Origin of the sequence: Minwuia sp., from assembly GCF_048263705.1 — a bacterium.
In the GTDB taxonomy this organism is placed as follows: Bacteria; Pseudomonadota; Alphaproteobacteria; order Minwuiales; family Minwuiaceae; genus Minwuia.
Genome location: NZ_JBLXDV010000009.1, coordinates 54,701 through 77,564, shown reverse-complemented (window position 1 = coordinate 77,564; position 22,864 = coordinate 54,701). Strand labels below are relative to the sequence as shown.

The window sequence follows — 22,864 nt, the reverse complement described above, 5'->3', positions numbered from 1 at the left end:
ACTGGCTTGCGGTCAGGGAAGGGGCCAGCGCGGCATTTTGCTCCGCCGGGATCGTCCGGCACCTTCGCCGTGCCTACATGACAGCCATCGGAAGCTGTCCGGGAGAGACCGAGAATGTCTGAAGACGAGGATTTCAAGCCGGTCAAGGAAACCGGGCTGACACGGAAGCAGGCCGAGCGCCTGAAAGAGGATGCCGGAGAGAAATATCCCGGCATGAAGACCGAGATCGTCCGCGAGGGCGACAGCTGGACCTTCATCGCCCCGGCCCGCGAAAAGGGAGCGGTGCCCGAGACCTAGCTGTCTGGTCCCGGAACGAGATGATCTGGATGAAGACTGGATCTCTCTGGCTCTGAAGTCCATTTCTCGTTGATGAACTCGAAGGCTGTCATGCCTTTGAGCGTTCTCAGACGCTTTGTGATTGGGCATTTGCCAACATCAAGTCCCTGACCGACATCTCTGCGGTTTGCCGGCATCCTGATGCCGTTCGCGGTGGTTCCTGATGTGGCGAGGTCGGCCAGGGCTTCCAGATGTATCAATATACGGAATATTTCTTTTTTATGGCGAATTCGCTATAGATCGACATTATCCTGAAAATTGATATTGAAAGAATATCACGAAAATCCTATAAATGGGCAATGGAAACAATTCTTGCCCGAACCCCGCAGCAGATTGGAAACCATATCCGGCGCTGCCGAAAAAAGCAGAAGATGAGCCAAACCCAGCTCAGCAAGATCACCGGCATTCCCCAATCCACGATTTCCGAAGTTGAGAGCGCTCAGCGCGCATCCCGTCTGGATACCGTCCTTGCCCTGCTCGCAGCCCTCGGACTGGAACTGAGGATATCCGACCGAACCACCGGCACAGAGGCTGATCTTGAGGATCTGTTCTAGTGGCGCGGCGGTCAAGACGAGCCCCGTTGGCCGTTTTGATGAATGGTCGTCCTGTCGGCCAACTCTCGAAGCAGGCGAGCGGCGCAATCGAGTTCCAGTATGCGCAGGAATGGCTGGATCAGCGGAATGCCATTCCCCTGTCGTTGTCCATGCCGCTGCGCGAAGACCCGTACAGAGGAGAGCCAGTCGTTGCGGTGTTCGACAATCTGCTTCCCGATATCGAAGCGCTCCGCCGGAAGGTCGCGGAAAAGGTTGGAGCGCCCGGGACAGACTCATTCAGCCTGCTCGGCGTTATCGGGCGCGATTGCATAGGGGCCCTGCAGTTCCTGCCCGAAGATGCGGTCGGGAAGGCAACCACGAACGAATTGGCTCGTGAGCCGGTCGACGAACGCCAAATAGAGGAGATGCTGGCAAACCTGTCGAAGGCACCGCTCGGACTGGGCCCCGACGATGCATTCCGGATTTCGATCGCGGGCGCGCAGGAGAAGACGGCACTGCACTGGTATGAAGGCCAGTGGTACCGACCCACCGGCACAACGCCTACCACGCACATTCTCAAGACCCGGTGGGGTCAACTGCCGCAAGGCATTGACCTCACCGACAGCGTCCAGAACGAGTATTATTGCCTCAAACTGCTGTCTGAATTTGGCCTGACAGTAAATGACGCGCGCATTGCCCGATTCGGGGATGTGACCGCGCTGGTGATCAAGCGCTTCGACCGCCGATGGACCGCCGAAGGACGATTGTTGCGGTTGCCACAGGAAGACATGTGCCAGGCCCTGTCGGTGCCGCCAACCATGAAATACCAGTCAGATGGCGGACCTGGACTCGCGGAGATACTGGAAGTTCTCAAGGGCAGTGACGATCCCTTCGCGGATCAGAGAAATTTTTTGAAAACTCAGATGTTGTTCTGGCTGATTGGCGCAACAGACGGCCATGCCAAGAACTTCAGCATCAGTCTGTTGCCTGGCGGTCGCTACAGGATGACGCCGATATATGACGTGCTGACGGCTGAGCCAGCTTTGCAGGCCGGCTCGGTTACGCGGAGACAGATGAAGCTTGCGATGCGTGTCGGCCGCCGCCGGCACTATCGGATGGATCACATACAGGGGCGTCATTTTGGAGAAACCCTGAGGAGCGCGAGACTCCCCGCGACGCTGGCGCAGGAGGTGTTTGAAGACATTCGTGCCTCTGCGCAGCAGGCTTTGCAGGACGTCCTCCAGCATCTGGACAGGGATTTTCCCTTCCGGATTCATGAGCAGGTCAGCGACCGGATGATCTCTCTCTTCGATCGCACCGCATTCCCGACTGACGCCTGATCATCCCTTCGGGCGGTTGTCCACGATACGCTGCGCCTTGCCCTGGCTGCGGGCGACGCCGCCGACGTCGTTGATCTCGATCTTCGCGGTGACGCCGCACATGGTCTTGATTCGCGCGCGGAGCTGCTGGCCTGCGGCGGCGACGGCCTGCGGGTCGCCCGCGCTTTCGACCTTCGGTTCGACGCGGACCGTCAGTTCGTCCATCGCGCCCGGGCGATCCACCTGCAACTGATAATGCGGGCTCAGCCGGCCGTCCTGCAGCAGCAGTTCCTCGATCTGGGTCGGGAACAGGTTCACGCCGCGAATGATCAGCATGTCGTCGGACCGGCCCGTGATCTTCTCGATCCGCCGGTGGCTGCGCGCCGTGCCGGGCAGCAGGCGGGTCAGGTCGCGGGTGCGATAGCGCACCATCGGCAGGGCTTCCTTGGTCAGCGAGGTGATGACCAGTTCGCCGAATTCCCCGTCGGGCAGCACCTCACCCGTGTCGGGATTGATGATCTCCGGGTAGAAATGGTCTTCCCATATGTGCAGCCCGTCCTTGGTCTCGATGCATTCCTGCGCGACGCCGGGGCCGATGATTTCGGACATGCCGAAGATGTCGACGGCGTCCATGCCGGTTGCGGCCTCGATCTCGGCGCGCATCTTCTCGGTCCAGGGTTCCGCGCCGAAGATGCCGATCTTCAGCGGGTTGTCGGCGATGGACATGCCCTGGCGCTGCATCTCGTCGGCGATGGCGAACATGTAGGACGGGGTCACCATGATGATCTTCGCGCCGAAGTCCCGGATCAGTTGCACCTGCCGTTCGGTCTGACCGCCGCCGAAGGGCACGACCGAGCAGCCCAGACGCTCGGCCCCGTAGTGCGCGCCCAGACCGCCGGTGAACAGGCCGTAGCCGTAGGAGACGTGCACGATGTCGCCGGGCCGCCCGCCAGCGGCACGGATCGAGCGGGCCATGACGGTGGACCAGGTGTCGATGTCCTTCTCGGTGTAGCCCACGACCGTCGGCTTGCCCGTGGTGCCGGACGAGGCGTGGATGCGCACGACCTTCTCGCGGGGGACGGCGAACATGCCGAAGGGATAGTTGTCGCGCAGGTCGGTCTTCACCGTGAACGGAAACTTCGCCAGGTCGGCAAGCTGCTTCAGGTCGTCGGGATGGGCACCCGCCTTGTCGAATGCCGCACGATAATGCGGGACATTGGCGTAGGCGTGGCCGAGCGACCATTTCATGCGATCGAGCTGCAAAGCCGTGAGTTCGTCCCGGCTTGCGTTCTCGATGGGGTCCGGATTGCTGCGCGGGTCGGTCATGGTTCAGCTCTCTCGTGTCACGGGCAGGTCGTCGACCAGCCTGCCCTTGATGGTCTGCGTCTGGCCGCGGAAGCTGGCCACCGTCTCGCCCTTCTGGTTCACCACATCGACGTCATAGATGCCGGTGCGGCCCCGCAAGGCGGTTTCCGTCGCGGTCGCGGTCAGCACGTCGCCGGAAAAGGTTGGTGCCAGAAAGCTGATCTGCGCCATCGCGGCGACGGCCTTCTGATTGTAAGAGTTGCAGGCATAGGCCATCGCTGTGTCCGCCAGCGTGAAGGTCATGCCGCCGTGGCCGATATCATGACCGTTCACCATGGTGTCACGCACCACCATGCGCAGCACCGAACGCCCGGCAGTGACCTCGACGACATGGATTCCGTGGGTGCGAGCGGCATTGTCGGTCGCATACATGACCTTTCCGGCCCGGCGTGCGACCTCGTCAGCATCGATGCGCACGCCGTCAGCCTCCGGTGAAGTTCGCCGGGCGCTTCTGCATGAAGGCCTGTACGCCTTCGGCGAAATCCTTCGTGGATCCGGCCACGCGCTGGCTGTCCCGCTCCAGGTCCAGCTGTTCGTCCAGCGACTGTTCGAACGAATGGTGGACCGCCCTGCGGATCAGGCCCAGCCCGCGCGTCGGGCCGTTGGCCAGTTTGCCCAGAACGGCTTCGCCTTCACTCGCCAGCTTGTCGTCTTCGACGCATTTCCAGATTAGTCCCCATTCGGCGGCTTCCCGTGCGCTCAGTTTCTCACCCAGCAGTGCCATGCCCATGGCGCGTGCGCGTCCGACGGCGCGGGGCAGGTACCAGGTGCTGCCCGCGTCCGGCACCAGTCCGATGTTGCAGAAGGCCTGCAGGAAGATGGCCGACTCGGCGGCGATGATGATGTCGCAGGCCAGTGCGAGGCTCATCCCTGCGCCCGCACACGGACCGTTCACCAGCGCCACGATGGGCTTGTCGCAATCCCGCATCGCCAGGATCATGGGATTGTAGGCGACTTCCAGCACGCTTCCGGCGTCGCGCTCCTCGTCGGGCGCTGCCGCGCTGCCCGCGGCGAGATCCGCACCGGCACAGAACCCGCGTCCCGCGCCGCTGATGGAAATCACGCGCACATTCCTGTCGCGGTCAGCCAGATCGACCGCTGCCTTGATCTCCAGCGGCATGGACGGGACAAAGGCATTCAGCCGTTCCGGCCGGTTCAGGGTGATTCGGGCGATGCCGTTCGCCGTTTCATAGGTGATGTGGTCGAAATCCATGGCTGTGTCCTATCGTCCGGTGAAACGGGCCGCGCGGCCCTCGATAAAGGCGGAAACGCCCTCCGCGAAGTCTTTGCTGCGCCCTGCCTCGCGTTGCAGGCGGGCTTCCAGATGCAGCTGTTCCGGCAGGGTTGCGGTGGCCTGTTCACGGAAGGCTTCCTTGATCAGACCGTACGCCCGCGTCGGTCCCCGCGCCAGCCGGTTCGCCAGACCGCCCGCCTCGTCCAGCAGCCTGTCGTCATAGACACAGCTCCAGATCAGACCGGATGCGGCGGCGTCCGGTGCCGGCAGCCTCTCAGCCGTCAGCGCCATGCCGAGGCCCTGCGCACGGCCTGCGCCGTTCGGGAACAGCCATGACCCGCCCAGGTCGGGCACGATGCCCAGATTCGGGCCGAAGGTGAGCTGGAAATAGGCCGAACGGGCGGCCACCACGATGTCGCAGGTCAGCGCGAGCGAGGCACCGCCGCCTGCGGCGGGTCCGTTGACCGCGGCGATGAGAGGTACGGGCAGGGCATGCATCGCCCGCATCATCGGATTGAAATCATTCTCGATGGCATCGGCGACCAGATCGCCAGCCGCGTCGCCGGCATCCGAAAGCCGGGTCAGCAGGCCCATGTCCGCACCGGCGTTAAAGGCCCGGCCCGCGCCCGTGAGCACGACCGCGCGGACAGCACCGTCTTTCGCGATGTCGGTGAATGCGCCGCGCAGTGCGCGGGTCAGACCGAGATCCAGCGCATTCAGGGCCTGCGGCCGATTCATGGTCAGCCACGCGACGCCGTCGCGATCTTCTCTCAACAGTGGCTGCTGATCGGTCATCTCACCCTCCCTGATGTCCTGTTATGGCGCAAACCGGGCTTCCGATAAAGGCGGACCGGGAATCCGGACGCCGCGAGGTCTGCAGAATGTGTTCGAAATTTATTGTGCGGTGCACAAAAAAGCCCTTGACGTGTTGCGCTGCAATATCCATAACAGGGTCACGCTGCAGTGCAGCAATCAATCGAAGCGCCGAAAGGCGACCATAACTGGAGGATTAATCCATGACCAAGACAGCAAACCCGTTTGCCGACTTCACCAAGGCCTTTGGTGACATGAAGATGCCGATGTTCGACATGGAAGCCCTGAGCGCCATGCAGCAGAAGAACTTCGAAGCCGTGACCGCCGCCAACCAGCTCGCCATGGACGGCATGCGCGCCGTGTTCGAGCGCCAGGTGCAGATCGCACAGCAGTCGGTCGAGGAAGCCCAGGTCGCCGTCAAGGCGATGGCCGAAGGCAAGACCAAGATTGACGCCGACGAACAGGTCGCCAACGCGAAGGTCGCGATGGAAAAGGCCGCCACGAACATGCGTGAGCTGTCCGAGATGGCCGCCAAGTCGCAGAACGAAGTCTTCGATGTGCTGAACAAGCGCATGATGGACGGCATCGACGAGGTCAAGACCCAGTTCAAGATGAACTGAGCCTGAAACTCGACTGCCACGGATCAGGCCCGCCGGGAAACTGGCGGGCTTTTTCGTGGGTCAGCCCTGCTGTTGCAGTGCACAAATAGAACTTGACGTCGGGGCGGCCTGACTTCATAACGCCGTCGAATGTTGCGGTGCAGCACCGGAACGATCTGTGCCCGAAAGCGCCTTTGAGGAGAATCCCAATGACCAAGCCTGCCAATCCGTTTGCCGAATTCACCAAGCAGCTTCAGGGCATGAAACTGCCGAACTTCGACATGGACGCCTTCGTTTCCATGCAGCAGAAGAACGTCGAAGCCATGACCGCCGCCAACCAGATGGTGCTGGACGGTTTCCGCGCGGTGTTCGAGCGCCAGGTTCAGATCGCCCAGCAGTCGATCAGCGATGCGCAGGCCGCCGTGCAGGATCTGACCAACATGCGCGACCAGATGGACATGGAAAAGCAGGCCGCCGCCGCCAAGGCCGCCATGGAGCAGGCCGCTGCGCAGGTCAAGGAACTGTCGGAGATGGCGACGCGTTCGCAGACCGAAGCCTTCGATATCCTGAACAAGCGCCTGATGGAAAGCATCGAGGAAGCCAAGGGTCAGTTCAACCCCAAGTGACCTGATCGCCGTACGAACGTCGATGGAAGGCCTGCCGGGAGACCGGTGGGCCTTTCGCGTTTCCGACGGCTGCTGCGCGAACGGCTGCTGTAACGGCGTGCCGATCCGTGATAGTCGGGAATCAGGCAGCTAGCGAGAATGCGTTGAAACGGACCCGCACCACCTGGAAGACGTTCGCGTCCCTGATCTATGACGTGGCCATGGCCCCCGTCGCCTTCATCGGTGCCCTGCTGCTGCGCTACGGTGTGGCAGGGTTCGAGAAGACGTCGCACTTCTGGCTGGAAGCATCGGCGATGCTGCTGCCGATCGCGTTTGTCGCCGTCTACGTCTCGGGCCTGCATCGCGGTGTGTGGCGCTACGTCTCGACCCGTGATCTGGCCAGCATCCTGCGCGCCGCAGGGTTGATCGTGCTGGTCTTCTTCCCGCTGCTGTTCGCCTACAACCGTCTGGAAGGCGTGCCCCGGACCGTTCCCTTCATCAACTATTTCCTGCTGGTCGCCCTGATCGCCGCGCCGCGTCTGCTGCTGCGCATGCTGACTGAGGGCGGCATTGGCGCGGTGACCGGTCGGGTGAGGGAAACGGGCGGGATGCCCGTGCTGCTGGTCGGGGCCGGGCGGGGGGCCGAACTGTTCCTGCGGGAAGTCGACCGCGGGCAGACGACTTACGATCCGCTGGGCATCATCGATGACCGGTCCGGACAGGTCGGTCGCACCATCCACGGGCGCGCGGTGCTGGGGTCGCTGCCGGAACTGGGTGCCATCGTCGATCAGCTGGCGGCGCGCGGGCGGCGACCGCAGCGGGTCATCGTCACCAAGCGCAACCTTGAACCGGAACTGCTGAAGGAACTGCTGGCCCGGACCGAGGATCTGGCTCTGCCGATCAGCCGCCTGCCAGATATCGGCGCGCTGGAAGCCGGCGTTACCAGCAAGGTCGTCGTGCGCGAGATCGAGGTCGAGGATCTGCTGGGACGGCCCCAGAAGGCGCTGGATCGCGACGCCATGCGCGCGCTGGTGACGGGACGCCGGGTTCTCGTGACGGGGGCGGGAGGGTCCATCGGCAGCGAACTGGTACGTCAGATTTCCGCTCTCGAACCCTCGGAACTCGCCCTGGCCGAACTGTCCGAATTCGCGCTGTACACGATCGATCAGGAAGTGAGCGAGCGGTTCCCCGAGATGCCGCGACGCATGTTCCTGGCGGACGTGCGCGACGCCGGGCGGGTCGAGCACATGTTCGAGGACTTCTCGCCCGAGATCGTCTTTCATGCCGCCGCCCTGAAGCATGTGCCCCTGTCAGAGGGCAATCCCGACGAGGCGGTGCTGACCAATGTGATCGGCACCCGCTGCGTCGCCGATGCCTGCATCGCGCACGGGGTCGGCGTGATGGTGCTGATTTCCACCGACAAGGCGGTCAATCCGGCGAACGTCATGGGCGCCACCAAGCGGCTTGCTGAAGCCTACGCACAGTCGCTGGACATCGCCCAGCGGCAGGGCGGCAACCGCCGCACCCAGTTCGTCACGGTGCGCTTCGGCAATGTGCTGGGCTCCACGGGGTCGGTCGTGCCGCTGTTTCAGCGCCAGCTTGCGAACGGCGGTCCGCTGACCGTCACACATCCGGATATCACGCGTTATTTCATGACCATACGCGAGGCCGTGGAACTGGTGCTGGCGTCTGCCGCGCACAGCGACGGGCGCGATGACAAGACCGGACGCATTCATGTGCTGGACATGGGCGACCCGGTGCGCATCCAGGATCTGGCGCGGATGATGATCCGTCTCGCGGGACTGGTCCCGGACAAGGACATCAGCCTGGAGTTCACGGGACTGCGACCGGGCGAGAAGCTCTACGAAGAACTGCTGCACGCCTCCGAAGAGTTGTCCGAGACCGAGATCGATGGGGTCCTGCTCGCCTCGCCACGCACGGCAGACCGGGCGATTCTGGCGCGGGCGCTGGACGAACTGGCCGGACATGCCGGTGCGCGACGGACCGAACGCACGCTGTCCCTGCTGCGCGATCTGGTGCCCGAATATCGCCAGCAGCTTGAGCAGATCGAACGCGACGCGGCCCGGCAGGGCTGAGTGGCTCGCGATGGAAACAATGCGTTTCCGCCGCCGCGATTGATACGCGATGTCCGATGCCTCACCTGTTTGACAACATTTGAACAGGAGTCAGACAGATGACCGACACACAGACACGAAAGGTGATGGGCATCATTCCCGGCACCGATGCGCAGGATGGCGCGGGCGTGAAGCTGAAGCGCAGCCTGGGCGGCCCGCGCCTGCAGCATTTCGATCCGTTTCTGCTGCTTGACGAGTTCCGTTCGGACAAGCCCGGCGACTACATCGCAGGCTTCCCGGAGCACCCGCACCGGGGCTTCGAGACCGTGACCTACATGCTCGCGGGACGCATGCGCCATCGCGACAACCAGGGCAACTCCGGCCTGCTGCAACCCGGTGGCGCACAATGGATGACTGCCGGTCGCGGCATCGTCCATTCCGAGATGCCGGAACAGGAAGATGGCCTGATGTGGGGCTTCCAGCTCTGGGTCAACCTGCCGTCGGGCAGCAAGATGACCGAGCCGCGCTATCAGGACATTGATCCCGCCGAGATTCCTGACGTGGATCTGGGCGAAGGCGTCTCGGTGCGGATCGTCGCCGGAGAACTCAACGGCGTGTCCGGTCCGGTGAAGGACATCGCGGTCAGCCCGACCTATCTCGACGTCAGCCTGTCGTCGGGCAAGACGTTCGATCATGCGGTCCCGTCCGGCCACAATGCCTTCGTCTATGTCTTCGGCGGGCGCGTTCGGATCGGCGAGACGGTTGCGGGCAATGCCGACATGGTGCTGCTGACCGAAGGTGACCGGGTCGAGGTCGAAGCTTTGGAAGATGCGCGTTTCCTGCTGATCGCGGGCCAGCCCATCGGCGAACCCGTGGCCCGCTATGGTCCCTTCGTCATGAACACGAAGGACGAGATCATGCAGGCCTTCCAGGACTATCAGTCCGGCAAGTTCTGATCGTTGCCACGTGCCTCAGCCCAGCACGTCGAGCAACTCGTCGTGCAGGTTGGGGCCGCAGGCGATCAGGTTGGGATGGCGGGGGCGTTCGCGATTATAGATGAACCCGCCATTCTGGACCGTGGTGCACTTCGCGCCCGCCTCGGTCAGGATCAGATCGGCGGCGGCGATGTCCCAGTCATGCTTGCCCGCCATGGAGATGGCGGCGTCGAAGCGGCCGCTCGCCACCAGTGCCATCCGGTAGGCGATGGAGTTCATCCAGGTGCACAACATCTCCTCGCCCGGTTTCGGCCAGGTGAAATAGGTCATGTTGCGCTTGCCGGTCAGGAAATGGGCGTCACCTGAATTGTCCACGTCGGACGGATTGATACGCCGCCCGTTCAGGCGCGCCCCGCCGCCCAGGGTTGCTTCGAAGAACTCGTCCTTGGCCGGATTGTAGACTGCGCCCAGCACGGGCTTGCCGTCTTCCACCAGTGCTACGCAGACCGTGAACTCCGGCACCTGCCGCATGAAGGCCCGCGTGCCGTCGATGGGATCGCATATCCAGACCCTGCGCCTGTTCAGGCGATCCAGATCGTCCGCGGTTTCCTCCGAAAGCCAGCCATAGTCGGGGCGCGCCTCGATCAGCTTCGTCTTGATCAGCGTATCAACGGCGATATCGGCTTCGGTGACCGGATGATCGTCACCCTTGTCCCAGGTCTTCAGATCGGTCTCGAAATAGTCCATCGCCAGCGCGCCTGCCTGCCGGACGGTGGACAGAAGCAGGCTGTGATCGGCGCGCAGGTCCGCTGAAAGGCTCAAGGGATCAGGCTCCCGCGACGGTCATGCCGTCGATGCGCAGGGTCGGCGCGTTGACGCCGTAGCGGAAGGTGAGGTCGCTGGCGGGGGTGATCTGGCGGAACATGTCCTTCAGATTGCCCGCGACGGTCATCTCCGAGACCGGATGCGCGATCCTGCCGTTCTCGATCCAGAAACCCGCGGCGCCGCGGCTGTAGTCACCGGTGACATAGTTCACGCCCATCCCGATCAGTTCCACGACATAGAAACCTTCCTGAATGTCCGCGATCAGGTCATCCACGCTCAGGCGGCCGGCTTCCATATACAGATTTGTCGGACCGGGCGAGGGCGGGCCGCCGGTGCCGCGTCCGGCGTGGCCGGTGGTTTCCAGGCCAAGCTGTCTCGCCGTCGACGTGTCCAGGATCCAGCTCTGCAGCACGCCGTCATCGATCAGGTTCAGCCGTCGCACGGCCACGCCTTCACCGTCGACCGCGCGCGATCTCAGTCCGCGCTGGCGCAGCGGATCATCGACGATGCGAATGCCGTCGGCGAAGATCTTCTGGCCCATCTTCTCCTTCAGGAACGATGTGCCGCGCGCGACCGAAGCGCCGTTCACGGCCTGCGACAGATGTCCGACCAGACCGCCGGAGACGCGCGGATCATAGACGATGGGCATCTTGCCCGACCCCATCTTGCGCGCACCGACCCGGCGCACGGTGTTCTCGGCGGCCCTGCGTCCGACGTCGGCCGGGCTGTCGAGATCCTCGAAATGACGGGCCGACGAGAAATCGTAGTCGCGTTCCATGGCGCCGTTCCCGTCCTCGGCGATGACCGAGCAGGACACGCTGTGGCTGGACGCCGAATAGGAAGCCTCGAACCGTGCACCCTCGCCCCGGATCGCGAGCGCCATCGTGGTCCGCCCGACCGAGGCGCTGCCGCCTTCGGACTGTTTCACACCCTTGACCGCCAATGCCGCTTCCTCGGCCTCGCGCGCGCGCGCGATCAGGCGTTCGGCCCCCTGATCGGGATGATCGTCCAGATCGAGATCCTGCAGGTCCGTGGCGTAGAGTGCGGGGTCTGCCAGTCCGCAATAGTCGTCGTCGGGGCTGACCTTGGCCATGGCGATGGCGCGCTCGGCCAGTTCGTCGAAGCCCGCCGGGTTCAGGTCCGTGGTCGCGACGACGGCCTGCTTCTTTCCCCGGATCACGCGCAATCCTACATCCGTGCTTTCGGACCGTTCCAGATCCTCCGCCTTGCCCATCCGCCACGACGCACCGACCGAATCGCTGCGGATCATGACCGCATCAGCGGCATCCGCGCCGTGCGCCAGCGCGCGTTTCAGAAGGTCGTCGAGCAGGGTGAGATGGGTGCTGGAAGCGGCAGTGTCTGGCATGGGGTCTCCTTGGGTTCGCCCCAACTTAGTCACGCCGCTGCCGGATGCCTATAGGTCGATTGACGAGGCGGTCCGAACCTAGGTCGCTGCGGGTTCCCGCCACTGCCAGCGAGAGATCAGAAACAGGCCGAGCGAGATCACGGCCATGACCGCGCCGCCGAGACCGAGCGCGCCCATGCCGTAACGGCTCAGGATCGCTGCGCCCAGTGCGGCACCTGCCGCCTGTCCGACGTACATGGATGAGGCGTGAAGCGAGAGCACGACGCCCCGCAGGTCAGGCGCGAGCGCGACCAGCCGGGCCTGCTGGGCTGCCGCGAAGCTGAAGCCGGCCATGCCCCAGAGGCCGAGCAGGATCGCGGAGGCTACGATGCCGTAGTGCATCAGTCCCAGACTCGCCAGCACGACGGGCAGGATGACCATGCCCGTCAGCATCGTTGCCGCCGGTCCGTAGCGGTCGGACGCGCGCCCGCCGAGGATGTTGCCGATCAGGCTGGTCACGCCGAACAGCAGGAAGATCAGGGTGATACCGTCGGTGTCCGCGCCCGCGCGCTCGATCAGCATCAGCGCGATGAAGGTGTAGGGGATGAACTGGCTGGCCATCTGCGTGACGCCCAGCGACAGCGCCAGCATCAGCCGGTGATCGATCAGCACCGATCCCAGCGCGCGGAAGCTGGCACCCTGCGCCTTCAGGCCGCCCGGCACGGCGAACAGGACCGTCAGCGCGGCCACCCCGGAAATGATCGCGACGAACCAGAAGGTGGCAGGCCAGCCGAACATGCCGCCGATCCAGGTGCCCATGGGCACACCAAGGATCGTCGAGACGACAAAGCCGCCGAACACCAGCGCGATGGCGCTCGCGACCCTTTCCGGCGGCACCAGCGAACTGGCGACGGCGGCCGCGACGGGCGAGAACATGGCCGCGCCGACCGCTGCGACGACGCGGGCGACCAGCAGGGTCTCGAAACCGGTGGCCATCGCGGCAAGGACATTGGCGGCGGCGATCAGCAGCGCCGATGCGCAAAGCAACGTACGACGGTCGATGCCGCCGGTCAGCGACCCCAGGATCGGTGCGCACACCGCGTAGGTGATGGCGTAGAACAGGATCAACTGCCCGGAGGTGGCATCGGTCACGCCGGTGTCGCGCGCGATGTCGGGCAGCACGCCGGCAACCACCAGCGCACCGGTGCCGACCGCGAAGTTGCCGAGCGCGAGGCCCCATAGTGCCTTCATGCGATCACCTGAGTTTTGTCATCCGCGTTTCCGTGCAGCAGAACACGGGGGTCGGGTTACGGTTTCGCGCCGAGTTTTCATTCAACAATTGCTCCAACCTGCATTTTTCCGCCTTCGGGCTCTACCCGAAGGTCTCCTGAGTCGATTGCCGACACCGGGTTCGCCGACAGGTGTGAGGCCTTCGGGTCGAGCCCGAAGGCAAAAAAGGATGTGCCGCGGCGACCGGTGCACGTGCGCTGTTCTGCCCGTCCGAGCCACCATGCTCGGCCGACCCTTCCATCCCCAGCATGGCGGTTTCTAGGCGATCCCCATCGCGTCCCGGTACAGTGCCTCGTACTGCTCGGCATTCACGGGCCGGGCGTTGGTCATCGTGGTCGGATCGACCATCGCATGCTCGACCAGGCCCGGGATCATGTCTTCGGTGACGCCCATTTCCGACAGGTTGGCCGGCAGGCCGAGCTTCGCGTTCAGTTCCTCGACGGCCTTGTCCAGCGGCTTGTCCTTCGGTACCCCCATGGCGTGGCGCAGCCTGTCGCGTTTCTCGCCCAGCACCTCGTCATTGAAGCGCAGGCAGGCGGGCAGGCAGACCGCGTTGAGGGTGCCGTGGTGCAGGTTCAGATGCGCTATGCGCCCGACCGCGTGGCTCATGGCGTGGACCGAACCCAGCCCCTTGGTGAAGGCCAGTGCGCCTTCGGTCGCGGCGATCATCATCTCCTTGCGCGCATCCCTGTCGTCACCGTTCTCGGTGGCCCGGATCAGGTTGCCCTGACCAACCGCGCGCCACAGCCCGTCCAGCCCGATGGCTTCGGCAGGCGGGTTCTCGTTGGGGCTCATCACGGCTTCCATCAGATGGGTCACCGCGTCCATGCCGGTTGCCGCCGTCAGGCGCGGCGGCAGGCCAATGGTCAGGTCGGGATCGCACAGCGAGACCTTCGCGATCATGTGTGGGCTGCCGAAGATCAGCTTGCGGCCGTCATTGGTGATGATCACCGCGCCGCGGCTGACTTCCGAGCCGGTGCCGGAGGTGGTCGGGATCGCGATCATCGGCGTGCAGGGGCCGATCTTCATCGCGCCGCCCGTGGCGATGTTGTAGTTGATCAGAGGCTCGTCATGGGTCAGCAGCAGCGCCGCGCCCTTCGACAGGTCCATCGACGATCCGCCGCCCAGCGCGATGATGCCGTCGCAGTCATTGTCGCGGAACATCTGCACCGCGTCGGTCACAGCAGCCTCGGTCGGGTTTTCCGGCGTGCCGTCGTAGATGGTCACATCGACGTCGTTGGGAATGCGGCCCCGGATGGTGTCGACGATGCCCAGATCGACCAGCCCCTTGTCGGTACAGATCAGGGGTTTCTTGATGCCCAACTGCTCCAGCGTCGCGCCCAGCATGTCGATGGCACCGTGCTCGATGTGGCACTGGTTGACGAATGTAATGAGCGCCATGGCCCTTCTCCCTCCCGTGATATGTTGTTGCCCGCGACTTTAGCCGGGATATGGCAGAGGGCAATGCAGCCCGGCTGAAATTGTCGGGAAGCGGTCGAGGCCGTGCCCATTTCCTGCCCGATTCATGGTGTCAGACTGCGGCTGCAGATTTGACGGGAGACCGAAAGAGATGACCGGCGCGATGCGAACGTGGCAGCAGTATCCGATCCCGATGTTCCTGGCGCTGGGCAATACGGTCTGGATGCTGGGCGTCGTGCTGGAACTGCCTGTGCCGCCCTTCGATCTGGGGTTGCGTGAAAACTACGGGCTGTTTCTGGGCGGGCTGACCTCGTTCTTCGTGACGCTCGGGCTGGCACGGCTGGGCGAGCGCGCGCCGTTGCTGAAGCGCCGGGCGATGTGGCTGAGCCTTTTCGCGCCGCTGCCGATCTTTGCGATCTGTTTCGTGCTGATGTCGCTTGATGCGGCGGCGGCGCTCGGGCTCCAGTGGGGCGCGGACTGGCCGTCGCACCGGGCGCTGTCGAACACGATGTCCATGCACATCGTGATGGCAGGTGCCTGTGCGGCGTTCGTGCTGCCCTACGCGGTGGGCCGGATCGACAATGACCTGTTCGTCTACTGGACGCTGAGATCGTTCGTGGCGGGTGTGATTGGCTTCGTGATTGCCGGGCTCGCCGTGGCAGCCGTGAATGTCCTGATTCTTCTGACCGAAGCCCTGTTCAATTCGTCCGGCGTTTCGGTGAGCTGGAATCTGGTGACGGTCGTGATCGCGTTCAGTCTTGTCTGGCCCTGGTATGCCCTGTCCGACCTGCCGGCCATCGACAGGGAATCCATCGCCGCACCGCCACCGACATCAAAATGGTTTCGCAGCGTGACGCGCTTCATCGCGCTGCCCTTCTGGCTGATTGGCGCGGTGTTGCTGTATCTCTGGATTGTACCCAGGGTCCTGACGGTATCGGACCAGACGAGCACGGACCCGGACCGGGTATCGATTGTCGCGGCGGTCGTGGTGTTGTGCGGGCTTTACACCTCCATCTGCTACATCGTTGCGCTGCGTGATCGTGCCGGCAGCCGCATCATGGCGACCTGGCGGCGCTGGATGGGGCTGGGCCTTCTGCCGGCTGTGCTGATGGCGCTCTACGCCCTGACCCGGACGCCCGAAGAGGTGGACAAGGGCTACATCCTTGCATTTCTGACGGTGGTGCTGGTCTGGCTGGCGTTTACTGCCGCGGTCACGATCGTACGCCGGGATCCGCGTGCGCCACGACTGGCGTTCGGTTTCGTGCTTGCGATGCTGGCCGGGCTGGTTGCCGCGCCTTTCCTGACCGGCTGGTTCGGCGTTGCCGATCCATCCGCGTCGCCGCGCGCCGAGTTCCGCGCACCCCAGCAACTGACACATTATGGCGAACACGGCCATGAAGGCATGGTGCGGGTTGCGCGCAATGTCTGGGTCCTGGAAACGGGCGGCATCTATGGCAGCAACGCGTACAGCTACATATTGCGTTACGGTCCCCGGACGGCTGCCGAACCGAATGAGACCACGATCAGTCTCCGTCTGCGGGCCGAGGCTCTCGAAATCAGCCTTGGAACCTGTACGCTCGCGCGGGCGGGGATCGAGGATCTGTTCGATGCCTTCCGTGAACGGCCGGTACCGCCTTTCCTGGCAGGGGACGATGATCTCGGCTTCGTGTTGAACGTCGCGGGCGGTACCATGGGCAAGCGCGAGGATGGTTCGCGTGAGCTTTCCAGTCTGGATGATGTGGTCGTCAGTATCGAGCGCAGGCGCGACGGCGCATTCGCACGACGCGACTGTCCGGAACCGCTGACGCTGAAGCCGGGTTCGCTGGATTGAGTGACTGCCCCGCCTGTCAGGCTGACGGGGATATGGAAACAGGAGTGCGCTTGACCGATGGCGGATAAGGACCTTCCGGAGCTGGACCGGATCGATGTCAGCGATCCGGCGATCTATGCCAGCGATTCCTGGCAGCCCCTGTTTGAGAGGCTCCGTGCCGAAGCGCCGGTGCATTACTGCGCCGACAGCGCCTATGGGCCCTTCTGGTCGGTTTCGTCCCACGATCTGATCGCACAGGCCGAACTGGATACGGCACATTTTTCGAACCGTGCCGATCTGGGCGGTATTCAGCTCAACGACATTGCGCCAGGTCTCGACCGGCCGGCCTTCGTCTCCATGGACAAGCCGGAGCATACCCCCCGACGCCGTGCGGTCGCACCCATCGGCAACCGCCAGAGCCTGCGCGCCTATGAGGATCTGATCCGCGAACGCACCGCCGCCCTGCTGGCGGGAATTGCAATCGGTGAGGAATTCGACTGGGTATCGCGGGTGTCGGTCGATCTGACGTCGATGATGCTGGCCACCATGCTGGGTTTCCCGCAGGAACGCCGTCACGAACTGATGTACTGGTCCGACGTCGCCACCGCCAATCTGAACGCGCCGCACCCGCTGGTGAAGACCGAGGATGAACGCTATGCGGTGCTGGAACAGATGGCTGACGCGTTCCAGCCGCTGTGGGAGGCGCGCAAGGACGGGCGGGGCGGTTTCGACCTGATCACGATGCTGGCAAACGATCCGGTGACGCAGGACATGTCGCGGGCGGAGTTCATCGGCACGCTGTTCCTGCTGATCGTCGGCGGTAATGACACGACGCGCAATTCCATGAGCGGCGGTCTGATTGCGCTGCACGACAATCCCGATCAGCGCGATCTGGTGCGGCAGAACCCTGACCTGATCCCCAACATGGTCTCGGAGATGATCCGTTATCAGACGCCGGTCATTCACATGCGGCGCACGGCGCTGGCCGATTGCGAGTTCGGCGGCCAGACCATCCGCAAGGGGGAGAAGCTGGTGCTCTGGTATGTCTCCGGCAACCGCGACGAAGCCGTGTTCGAGGATGCGGAAGCCTTTCGCGTGGATCGGTCGAACGCGCGGCGGCATCTGGCCTTCGGGGCGGGCATCCACCGCTGCGTCGGCGACCGGCTGGCGGAACTGCAACTGCGCATCCTCTGGGAGGAGGTCCTTGCGCGCGGCATGATGTTCGAGGTCACCGACACGCCGGAGCGCGTGTTTTCCAATTTCATCCGCGGGTTTAGCTCCCTGCTCGTACGCCGAGTGATTTAGCTCCATCCCGTTAGAGCGGCCTTGCGTACGCCTGCCATCTGCCCTGCCTTGACCCAGCGTCGTGCTGTGTCACGATAGTACGCATGTGAACCAATACGTTTGATCTCCTGGGGAGGAATTGAGCCATGATGACGGGTGAGGAATATCTGGCGTCGCTGGACGACGGTCGGGCGACCTATTTCGAGGGCCGCAAGGTCGAGCGGATCATGGATGACAAGCTGATGGCGGAATCCGCCCGCCTGATCGCCCAGGGCTACGACCGATTTTACGCGCCGGGGCCCGATGCGACCAGCCCGCTGATGGACATTCCGAAATCGGCGGAGGAGCTGAAGGCACGGCTGCCGATCCTTACCGAAGCTGACATCGTGGCCAATACGACCAACCAGTCGATCATGACGCTGATGACGGCGGCGGGCCGGATCGGCGGCGAGCATCCCGAATATGCCGAGCGGATCGACGCCTGGGTGAAGGATGCCCAGAAGCGCGACATCCGCATCACCGAATGCATCACCGACGGCAAGGGCGACCGTTCGCTCAGCCCCGGCAAGCAGCCCGATCCCGATGCCTATACCCGCGTCGTCGAACGCCGCAGCGACGGCGTCGTGATCCGGGGATCGAAGCTGCACATCACCGGTGCGTCGCTGGGTCATGAGACCATGGTGATCCCGACCAAGGCCATGAAGCCAGGCGAGGAGGATTATGCCATCGCCTGTGCCGTGCCAGTGAACGCGCCGGGCGTGAAGATCGTCAACACGTCCTACGCGCCCCGGCACGAGGACGACCGCGCATTCCCGGTCAGCCGCCAGAACCACATGCCCGAAGGCTTCGTCATCTTCGACGATGTGTTCGTGCCGAACGAGCGCATCTTCCTGAACGGCGAGACCCACCATGCGGGCCAGTTCGCGCATTCGCTGGGCCTCTGGGAACGGCTGGGCGGCCTCACCTTCATGGCGCATGAGGCCGACGAACTGGTGGGCTTCGCGCAACTGATCGCCGAGGCCAACGGCCTGCAGAAGGTGCAGCATGTGCGCGAGAAGATCTCGGAGATGATCATCCACGCGACCCTGATCCGGGCGGCGCTGGAAGCGGCGATCGCCAACTGCACCATCGGCGACAATGGTGCCGCGTTCCCGTCGGAACTTTTCACCAACGCAGGCAAGTATCAGGCGGCCACGCAGTACAATCTGATGTGCCGTCATCTGCACGACATCGGTGGCGGGTCGATCCTGACGGCGCCCTCGATTGCCGATCTGGAAAACAACGAGGTCGGGCCGCTGGTCCGCAAATACATGACCGCCAACCCGGAAGTGGACGGCGAATACCGCATGAAGCTGTTCCATGCCATCCGCGACCTGACGGCGGATGCCATGGGCGGCTGGCGCTTTGTCACCAACATTCAGGCGGGCGGCGGCCTCTATGCGCAGCGCATCGTGACGCGCAAGCACTACGACATGGAAGGCGCGAAGAGGAAGGCGCTGCACGCCGCGCGCATGCTGCCCGGACAGGCTGCCGAATAATGGCATCGGGCGCCGACCTGATCGTCACGCCGGCCTGGGTCGAAGCGCATCTCGATACCGTGCGTGTCATCGATTGCAGCGTGCGGTTCGAACCGCGCCCCGTCGGTTCGTCCATCATCCACTCGTGCCGGGACGCCTATCTGGCGGCGCATGTTCCAGGTGCTGCCTACCTGCACATGGTCGATGACCTCTCGGATCCGCAAGGGGCCTATGCCTTCACGCTGGCACCGCAGGCGCAGATCGACCGGGTGCTGTCGGCCATCGGCGTGACACCCGACGACACGATCGTGGTCTACGGCAATCCGGAAGGCACGCCGGTGGCCGTGACGCGGGCGTGGTGGGTGCTGACCGTATCCGGGTGCCGCGATGTCCGGATCATGGATGGCGGTCTGGCGCGCTGGACAGCCGAAGGCCGGTCGGTCTCGATGGGTGAGGAACGTTTCACGCCTTCGGTGTTCAAGGGGCAGCGCGATGAGACTGCGGTCGCCCGCAAGGCCGAAGTGGCCGAGGCGATCCGGGGTGACGCGTTGCTGATCAATGCGCTGTCGCCGCAACAGCATGCCGGGACCGGCGGGGCGCATTACGGGCGACCCGGCCATATCCCCGGCAGCACCAATATTCCGGCGCAGGATCTGATGGACCCGGCGACAGGCGCGTTCGCGCCGGTCGAGGAAATTCGCGCGGCCTTCGCCGATCTGTCGCCGGATCGGGCGGCCATCACCTATTGCGGCGGCGGGATTGCCGCGGCGGCGACCCTGTTCGCGATGAAGGTCTCGGGACACGACAGGGTCACGCTGTACGACAATTCCCTGCTGGAATGGTCCACCGAGCCGGACCTGCCGATGGAGACCGGCGAGGGCTGATCGTCAGGCCAGGCTCTTTTCGATCACGTCGAGCGCGGGTTTGCGGATGTTCAGCTTGGTCTGGGCATAGGCTCCGCCGGGCAGTTTCGCCAGTTCGCGCGCGGCTTCCATGGCGACATCCATGACGGCGACTTCATCAACGACCTGATCCAGATAGCCCGCTGCGATGGCACCAGCCGGATCGTAGATGCGCGCCTGGATGACCGCTTCGGTATGCAGCGATACGGGTATGCGCATACGCGCCAGCTCCAGCCCGAAGGTCGGCAGCACCATGCCGATGGCGGTCTCGTTCAGCCCGAACTTGTAGGCCCCGCGCGCGCCGATGCGGCTGTCGCAGGCCAGCAGCCACAGCGCACCCAGCGCCATGCCGTGCCCCGTCGCGGCGGCGACCAGTGGCTTCGGATAGCTGAACAGGCGGTGCACCATCTGTCCGCCGCGCCGGATCAGACGCTGGGCCGCTTCGGCATCGCCGCCCTGCAGCGATTTCAGATCGAACCCGGCGCAGAATTTCCCGGGCCGTCCCGCCAGAATGACCGCATCGGCCTTCTGTTCGGCTTCGTCCAGCACCGGCTCCAGCGCGTCCAGCAGCGCCTCGGACACGGCGTTGGCCTTGCCGTCGTCCATGGTCACCAGGGCGATACCGTCTTTCAGTTCAAGGGAGACGCTCATGGGATTTCCGATCAGATATCTGTTTTCAGTCTGTTGTTGGAGGCGATGGAACCGCCGCTCTTCCTGTACTGTGCCCGGCGTTCCTGGCTGAAGCTGTCCACCTCATCGGCGGGCACGCCCCACGCCACGCCGCGTCCGACGCCGGGCCGGGCGCGGACACGTTCCAGCCAGTCGCCGATACGCGGACGGCTGGTGATGTCGATCTTCGCCCATTTCCAGGCGCGCACCCACGGGAAAACGGCGATGTCGGCGACGGTGAAATCCGCACCGCAGATGAACGGATGCTGCTGCAACTGACGGTCCAGCACGCCCAGCAGGCGCTGCGCTTCCTTCTCGAACCGCTCCAGCGGATGGGATTTCTGCGCGTCCGTCGCGTCGGTGATATAACGCGTGTAGCTTAGCTTGTTGCCGAACACCGGACCCAGATTGGCCGCCTGCCAGTACAGCCAAGGTACCACGTCCCACCGTCGTTCATCCAGCGGCAGCAGGGCCGTCGGAAAGGTCTCGCCGAGATACTGCAGGATGGCGCAGCTTTCCATGACCGCGCGGCCATCGTGGACCAGCACCGGGACCTTCTGGTTCGGGTTCATGGCGGTGAAATCGTCCGTGAACTGGTCCCCGTCCATCAGACTGATCAGATGGAAATTCGTTTCCGGCAGATCGATGCCCGCTTCCCGCAGTTCCTCGATCATGATGGAAATCTTCCAGCCATTCGGCGTCGCGGCGGAATGGATGTCGATGCTCATGACGGTCCTCCCGACTGGGCCATAGCGGAGGCGGCTGCCGTCCGTCCCGACTGCAGTGCGCCTTCGATGGTGGCGGGCAGGCCCGTATCCGTCCAGTCCCCGGCCAGAAAAAGGTTCGACCAGTGCGTCACCGCACCGGGGCGGCGCTTCTCGTTGGCGGGGGTCTGCAGAAAAGTCGCGCGCTTCTCCTTCACCACACGGCAGGGCGGTTGCGGTGCCCCGGGCGTACCCAGCGCGACGGCGATCTCCGGCCAGATCCGGGCCGAGATGTCGTCGGCTGGTGTCTCGGCGAACGGATCCGCCGCGCTGACGGTCACGGACGCGACTTCACCCTTGATGAACAGCCATTGCGCAATGCTGCCCGTCAGGCCGGTGACCGGCGGCAGGTCCGGCTTTCCATCCAGCAGGAAGTGCAGGTTCAGGATCATCCGCGCGCCCGACGGCGGCCCGATCTCGGGCATCAGTTCCGCAGCCACCCACGAAGGCAGCGCCATGATCACCCTGTCATCGGTGTGAAGGACGATTTCCTCACGCGTTGTCGCGAAACCGTTCAGCCTGTCGCTGTCGTATTGCAGCGCGCGCACCCGGCTGCGCAGGCGGACCTGTACGCCCCGGCGTTCCAGCAGGGCGATGGCCGGGTCGATCAGCGCGTCGGCCAGGCTCTCCTTCACGAACACGGGCCGCGAGAAGGCCTCGCCCTTGGCAAAGGTCCGGCGATGGACTTCCGCCAGCAGCGCGGCGGCCCCTTCGTGTGGCGCGCAGTTCAGCGCGCCCACCGTTAGCGGTTCCCAGAAACGCCGCCACAGCATCGTGTCCTGCGACAGGCAATCGGCCACGGTCTTCTCAGGGTCGGCCCTCAGCAACCGGATGCCTTCCAGAAAATCCCGGATCCGTGCACCCCTCACACGCCGCGAGGGCACGAAAATCCACCACGGGATCGGGCCGCGATTGGGCCTCACGGTCCAGCGCTCGCCCGTTTCGACATTGACGAAGGGGTAGGCCGCCGGATCGGTGACCGCCACGCGGCTGCGCGCGCCGATATCGTCCAGCCAGGCAAAGACGTGATCGTTGGCGCTCATCATCAGGTGGTTGCCATTGTCGATGACGCGGTTCAGCAAGGGATCATGGTAGCTGCGGCAGCGCCCGCCTGCCTTGTTGGCCGCTTCGTGGACGATGACCTTGCGGCCTTCAGCCGAAAGCGTCAGCGCTGCCGCAAGTCCGGCGAGACCGGCGCCGAGAACATGGACAGTGCCCGCCAAAC

General features: G+C 64.1%; 22 protein-coding genes. 11 read left to right on the top strand and 11 right to left on the bottom strand.

Annotation, left to right across the window (positions count from 1 at the left end; all coding sequences use genetic code 11):
- Nucleotides 1-114: 114 nt before the first annotated feature.
- From ACN0X7_RS13730 to ACN0X7_RS13720, 3 genes are all read left to right on the top strand, one after another.
- Entirely contained in the window at nt 115-297 is a 183-nt protein-coding gene (locus ACN0X7_RS13730) for a hypothetical protein (RefSeq protein ID WP_417518185.1), read from the top strand.
- 338 nt (nt 298-635) lie between these two features.
- Complete coding sequence (locus ACN0X7_RS13725) at nt 636-890, top strand: helix-turn-helix domain-containing protein (RefSeq protein WP_417518183.1); 255 nt, start codon at nt 636-638, stop codon at nt 888-890.
- Nucleotides 890-2,209 carry a type II toxin-antitoxin system HipA family toxin gene (locus ACN0X7_RS13720; protein WP_417518181.1) on the top strand — a complete coding sequence of 440 codons (1,320 nt, stop codon included), beginning with the start codon at nt 890-892 and terminating at the stop codon, nt 2,207-2,209. Before ACN0X7_RS13725 ends, ACN0X7_RS13720 begins: the two co-directional genes overlap by 1 nt.
- On the opposite strand, the gene paaK is transcribed toward ACN0X7_RS13720, so the two are convergent.
- The 4 genes from paaK to ACN0X7_RS13700 are packed head-to-tail and all read right to left on the bottom strand — an operon-like array spanning nt 2,210 to nt 5,582.
- On the bottom strand, nt 2,210-3,514 hold the full coding sequence (gene paaK, locus ACN0X7_RS13715) for a phenylacetate--CoA ligase PaaK (protein ID WP_417518179.1): 1,305 nt from the start codon (nt 3,512-3,514) through the stop codon (nt 2,210-2,212).
- Nucleotides 3,515-3,517: 3 nt separating this feature from the next.
- Entirely contained in the window at nt 3,518-3,970 is a 453-nt protein-coding gene (gene paaI, locus ACN0X7_RS13710) for a hydroxyphenylacetyl-CoA thioesterase PaaI (protein ID WP_417518177.1), read from the bottom strand.
- A 4-nt stretch (nt 3,971-3,974) separates the two neighbouring features.
- A complete protein-coding gene (locus tag ACN0X7_RS13705; protein WP_417518175.1) occupies nt 3,975-4,766 on the bottom strand; it encodes an enoyl-CoA hydratase-related protein in 792 nt (263 codons plus the stop codon).
- Between the two features lie 9 nt (nt 4,767-4,775).
- A complete protein-coding gene (locus ACN0X7_RS13700; RefSeq protein ID WP_417518173.1) occupies nt 4,776-5,582 on the bottom strand; it encodes an enoyl-CoA hydratase-related protein in 807 nt (268 codons plus the stop codon).
- Between the two features lie 221 nt (nt 5,583-5,803).
- On the opposite strand from ACN0X7_RS13700, the gene ACN0X7_RS13695 reads away from it, so the two are divergent.
- The 4 genes from ACN0X7_RS13695 (at nt 5,804) to ACN0X7_RS13680 (ending at nt 9,835) form a co-directional block, all read left to right on the top strand.
- Nucleotides 5,804-6,220 (top strand): phasin family protein, encoded by a 417-nt coding sequence (locus ACN0X7_RS13695; protein ID WP_417518171.1) that lies wholly within the window; start codon nt 5,804-5,806, stop codon nt 6,218-6,220.
- A 188-nt stretch (nt 6,221-6,408) separates the two neighbouring features.
- Nucleotides 6,409-6,825 (top strand): phasin family protein, encoded by a 417-nt coding sequence (locus ACN0X7_RS13690; RefSeq protein ID WP_417518169.1) that lies wholly within the window; start codon nt 6,409-6,411, stop codon nt 6,823-6,825.
- Nucleotides 6,826-6,968: 143 nt separating this feature from the next.
- On the top strand, nt 6,969-8,900 hold the full coding sequence (locus ACN0X7_RS13685; RefSeq protein ID WP_417518167.1) for a polysaccharide biosynthesis protein: 1,932 nt from the start codon (nt 6,969-6,971) through the stop codon (nt 8,898-8,900).
- 98 nt (nt 8,901-8,998) lie between these two features.
- Complete coding sequence (locus ACN0X7_RS13680) at nt 8,999-9,835, top strand: pirin family protein (RefSeq protein ID WP_417518165.1); 837 nt, start codon at nt 8,999-9,001, stop codon at nt 9,833-9,835.
- Between the two features lie 15 nt (nt 9,836-9,850).
- Here the strand turns inward: ACN0X7_RS13680 and ACN0X7_RS13675 are convergent, their stop codons facing one another.
- The 4 genes from ACN0X7_RS13675 to ACN0X7_RS13660 all read right to left on the bottom strand — a co-directional run bounded on the left by ACN0X7_RS13675 (nt 9,851) and on the right by ACN0X7_RS13660 (nt 14,675).
- Complete coding sequence (locus ACN0X7_RS13675) at nt 9,851-10,636, bottom strand: 3'(2'),5'-bisphosphate nucleotidase CysQ (RefSeq protein WP_417518163.1); 786 nt, start codon at nt 10,634-10,636, stop codon at nt 9,851-9,853.
- A gap of 4 nt (nt 10,637-10,640) precedes the next feature.
- On the bottom strand, nt 10,641-12,005 hold the full coding sequence (locus tag ACN0X7_RS13670; RefSeq protein ID WP_417518161.1) for a TldD/PmbA family protein: 1,365 nt from the start codon (nt 12,003-12,005) through the stop codon (nt 10,641-10,643).
- A gap of 78 nt (nt 12,006-12,083) precedes the next feature.
- Complete coding sequence (locus ACN0X7_RS13665) at nt 12,084-13,235, bottom strand: MFS transporter (RefSeq protein WP_417518159.1); 1,152 nt, start codon at nt 13,233-13,235, stop codon at nt 12,084-12,086.
- A gap of 297 nt (nt 13,236-13,532) precedes the next feature.
- Entirely contained in the window at nt 13,533-14,675 is a 1,143-nt protein-coding gene (locus tag ACN0X7_RS13660) for an iron-containing alcohol dehydrogenase (RefSeq protein WP_417518157.1), read from the bottom strand.
- A 169-nt stretch (nt 14,676-14,844) separates the two neighbouring features.
- Between ACN0X7_RS13660 and ACN0X7_RS13655 the strand changes: the two genes are divergently transcribed.
- The 4 genes from ACN0X7_RS13655 (at nt 14,845) to ACN0X7_RS13640 (ending at nt 20,188) form a co-directional block, all read left to right on the top strand.
- Entirely contained in the window at nt 14,845-16,524 is a 1,680-nt protein-coding gene (locus ACN0X7_RS13655; protein WP_417518155.1) for a hypothetical protein, read from the top strand.
- A 57-nt stretch (nt 16,525-16,581) separates the two neighbouring features.
- Nucleotides 16,582-17,808, top strand: coding sequence for a cytochrome P450 (locus tag ACN0X7_RS13650; protein WP_417518153.1), 1,227 nt, complete (start codon nt 16,582-16,584; stop codon nt 17,806-17,808).
- 125 nt (nt 17,809-17,933) lie between these two features.
- Entirely contained in the window at nt 17,934-19,325 is a 1,392-nt protein-coding gene (locus ACN0X7_RS13645; protein ID WP_417518151.1) for a 4-hydroxyphenylacetate 3-hydroxylase N-terminal domain-containing protein, read from the top strand.
- Complete coding sequence (locus ACN0X7_RS13640; protein ID WP_417518149.1) at nt 19,325-20,188, top strand: sulfurtransferase; 864 nt, start codon at nt 19,325-19,327, stop codon at nt 20,186-20,188. Before ACN0X7_RS13645 ends, ACN0X7_RS13640 begins: the two co-directional genes overlap by 1 nt.
- Nucleotides 20,189-20,191: 3 nt before the next feature.
- Here the strand turns inward: ACN0X7_RS13640 and ACN0X7_RS13635 are convergent, their stop codons facing one another.
- From ACN0X7_RS13635 to hpnE, 3 genes are read right to left on the bottom strand one after another with little or no spacing between them, the layout of a single operon-like run.
- The gene (locus ACN0X7_RS13635) at nt 20,192-20,857 is read right to left on the bottom strand and encodes a crotonase/enoyl-CoA hydratase family protein (protein WP_417518147.1); all 666 of its coding nucleotides are present in this window, start codon (nt 20,855-20,857) and stop codon (nt 20,192-20,194) included.
- Between the two features lie 11 nt (nt 20,858-20,868).
- Complete coding sequence (locus tag ACN0X7_RS13630) at nt 20,869-21,603, bottom strand: glutathione S-transferase family protein (protein ID WP_417518145.1); 735 nt, start codon at nt 21,601-21,603, stop codon at nt 20,869-20,871.
- Nucleotides 21,600-22,862, bottom strand: coding sequence for a hydroxysqualene dehydroxylase HpnE (hpnE, locus tag ACN0X7_RS13625; protein WP_417518143.1), 1,263 nt, complete (start codon nt 22,860-22,862; stop codon nt 21,600-21,602). Before hpnE ends, ACN0X7_RS13630 begins: the two co-directional genes overlap by 4 nt.
- Between the last annotated feature and the right edge of the window lie 2 nt (nt 22,863-22,864).

Coding starts and splice junctions, on each gene's coding strand:
- ACN0X7_RS13700 (WP_417518173.1), bottom strand. CDS start 5,582: ATGACCGATCAGCAGCCACTGTTGAGAGAAGATCGCGACGGCGTCGCG.
- ACN0X7_RS13730 (WP_417518185.1), top strand. CDS start 115: ATGTCTGAAGACGAGGATTTCAAGCCGGTCAAGGAAACCGGGCTGACA.
- ACN0X7_RS13690 (WP_417518169.1), top strand. CDS start 6,409: ATGACCAAGCCTGCCAATCCGTTTGCCGAATTCACCAAGCAGCTTCAG.
- ACN0X7_RS13635 (WP_417518147.1), bottom strand. CDS start 20,857: ATGAGCGTCTCCCTTGAACTGAAAGACGGTATCGCCCTGGTGACCATG.
- ACN0X7_RS13645 (WP_417518151.1), top strand. CDS start 17,934: ATGATGACGGGTGAGGAATATCTGGCGTCGCTGGACGACGGTCGGGCG.
- ACN0X7_RS13660 (WP_417518157.1), bottom strand. CDS start 14,675: ATGGCGCTCATTACATTCGTCAACCAGTGCCACATCGAGCACGGTGCC.
- ACN0X7_RS13705 (WP_417518175.1), bottom strand. CDS start 4,766: ATGGATTTCGACCACATCACCTATGAAACGGCGAACGGCATCGCCCGA.
- ACN0X7_RS13725 (WP_417518183.1), top strand. CDS start 636: ATGGAAACAATTCTTGCCCGAACCCCGCAGCAGATTGGAAACCATATC.
- paaK (WP_417518179.1), bottom strand. CDS start 3,514: ATGACCGACCCGCGCAGCAATCCGGACCCCATCGAGAACGCAAGCCGG.
- ACN0X7_RS13680 (WP_417518165.1), top strand. CDS start 8,999: ATGACCGACACACAGACACGAAAGGTGATGGGCATCATTCCCGGCACC.
- ACN0X7_RS13655 (WP_417518155.1), top strand. CDS start 14,845: ATGACCGGCGCGATGCGAACGTGGCAGCAGTATCCGATCCCGATGTTC.
- ACN0X7_RS13650 (WP_417518153.1), top strand. CDS start 16,582: ATGGCGGATAAGGACCTTCCGGAGCTGGACCGGATCGATGTCAGCGAT.
- ACN0X7_RS13630 (WP_417518145.1), bottom strand. CDS start 21,603: ATGAGCATCGACATCCATTCCGCCGCGACGCCGAATGGCTGGAAGATT.
- ACN0X7_RS13670 (WP_417518161.1), bottom strand. CDS start 12,005: ATGCCAGACACTGCCGCTTCCAGCACCCATCTCACCCTGCTCGACGAC.
- ACN0X7_RS13640 (WP_417518149.1), top strand. CDS start 19,325: ATGGCATCGGGCGCCGACCTGATCGTCACGCCGGCCTGGGTCGAAGCG.
- ACN0X7_RS13695 (WP_417518171.1), top strand. CDS start 5,804: ATGACCAAGACAGCAAACCCGTTTGCCGACTTCACCAAGGCCTTTGGT.
- ACN0X7_RS13665 (WP_417518159.1), bottom strand. CDS start 13,235: ATGAAGGCACTATGGGGCCTCGCGCTCGGCAACTTCGCGGTCGGCACC.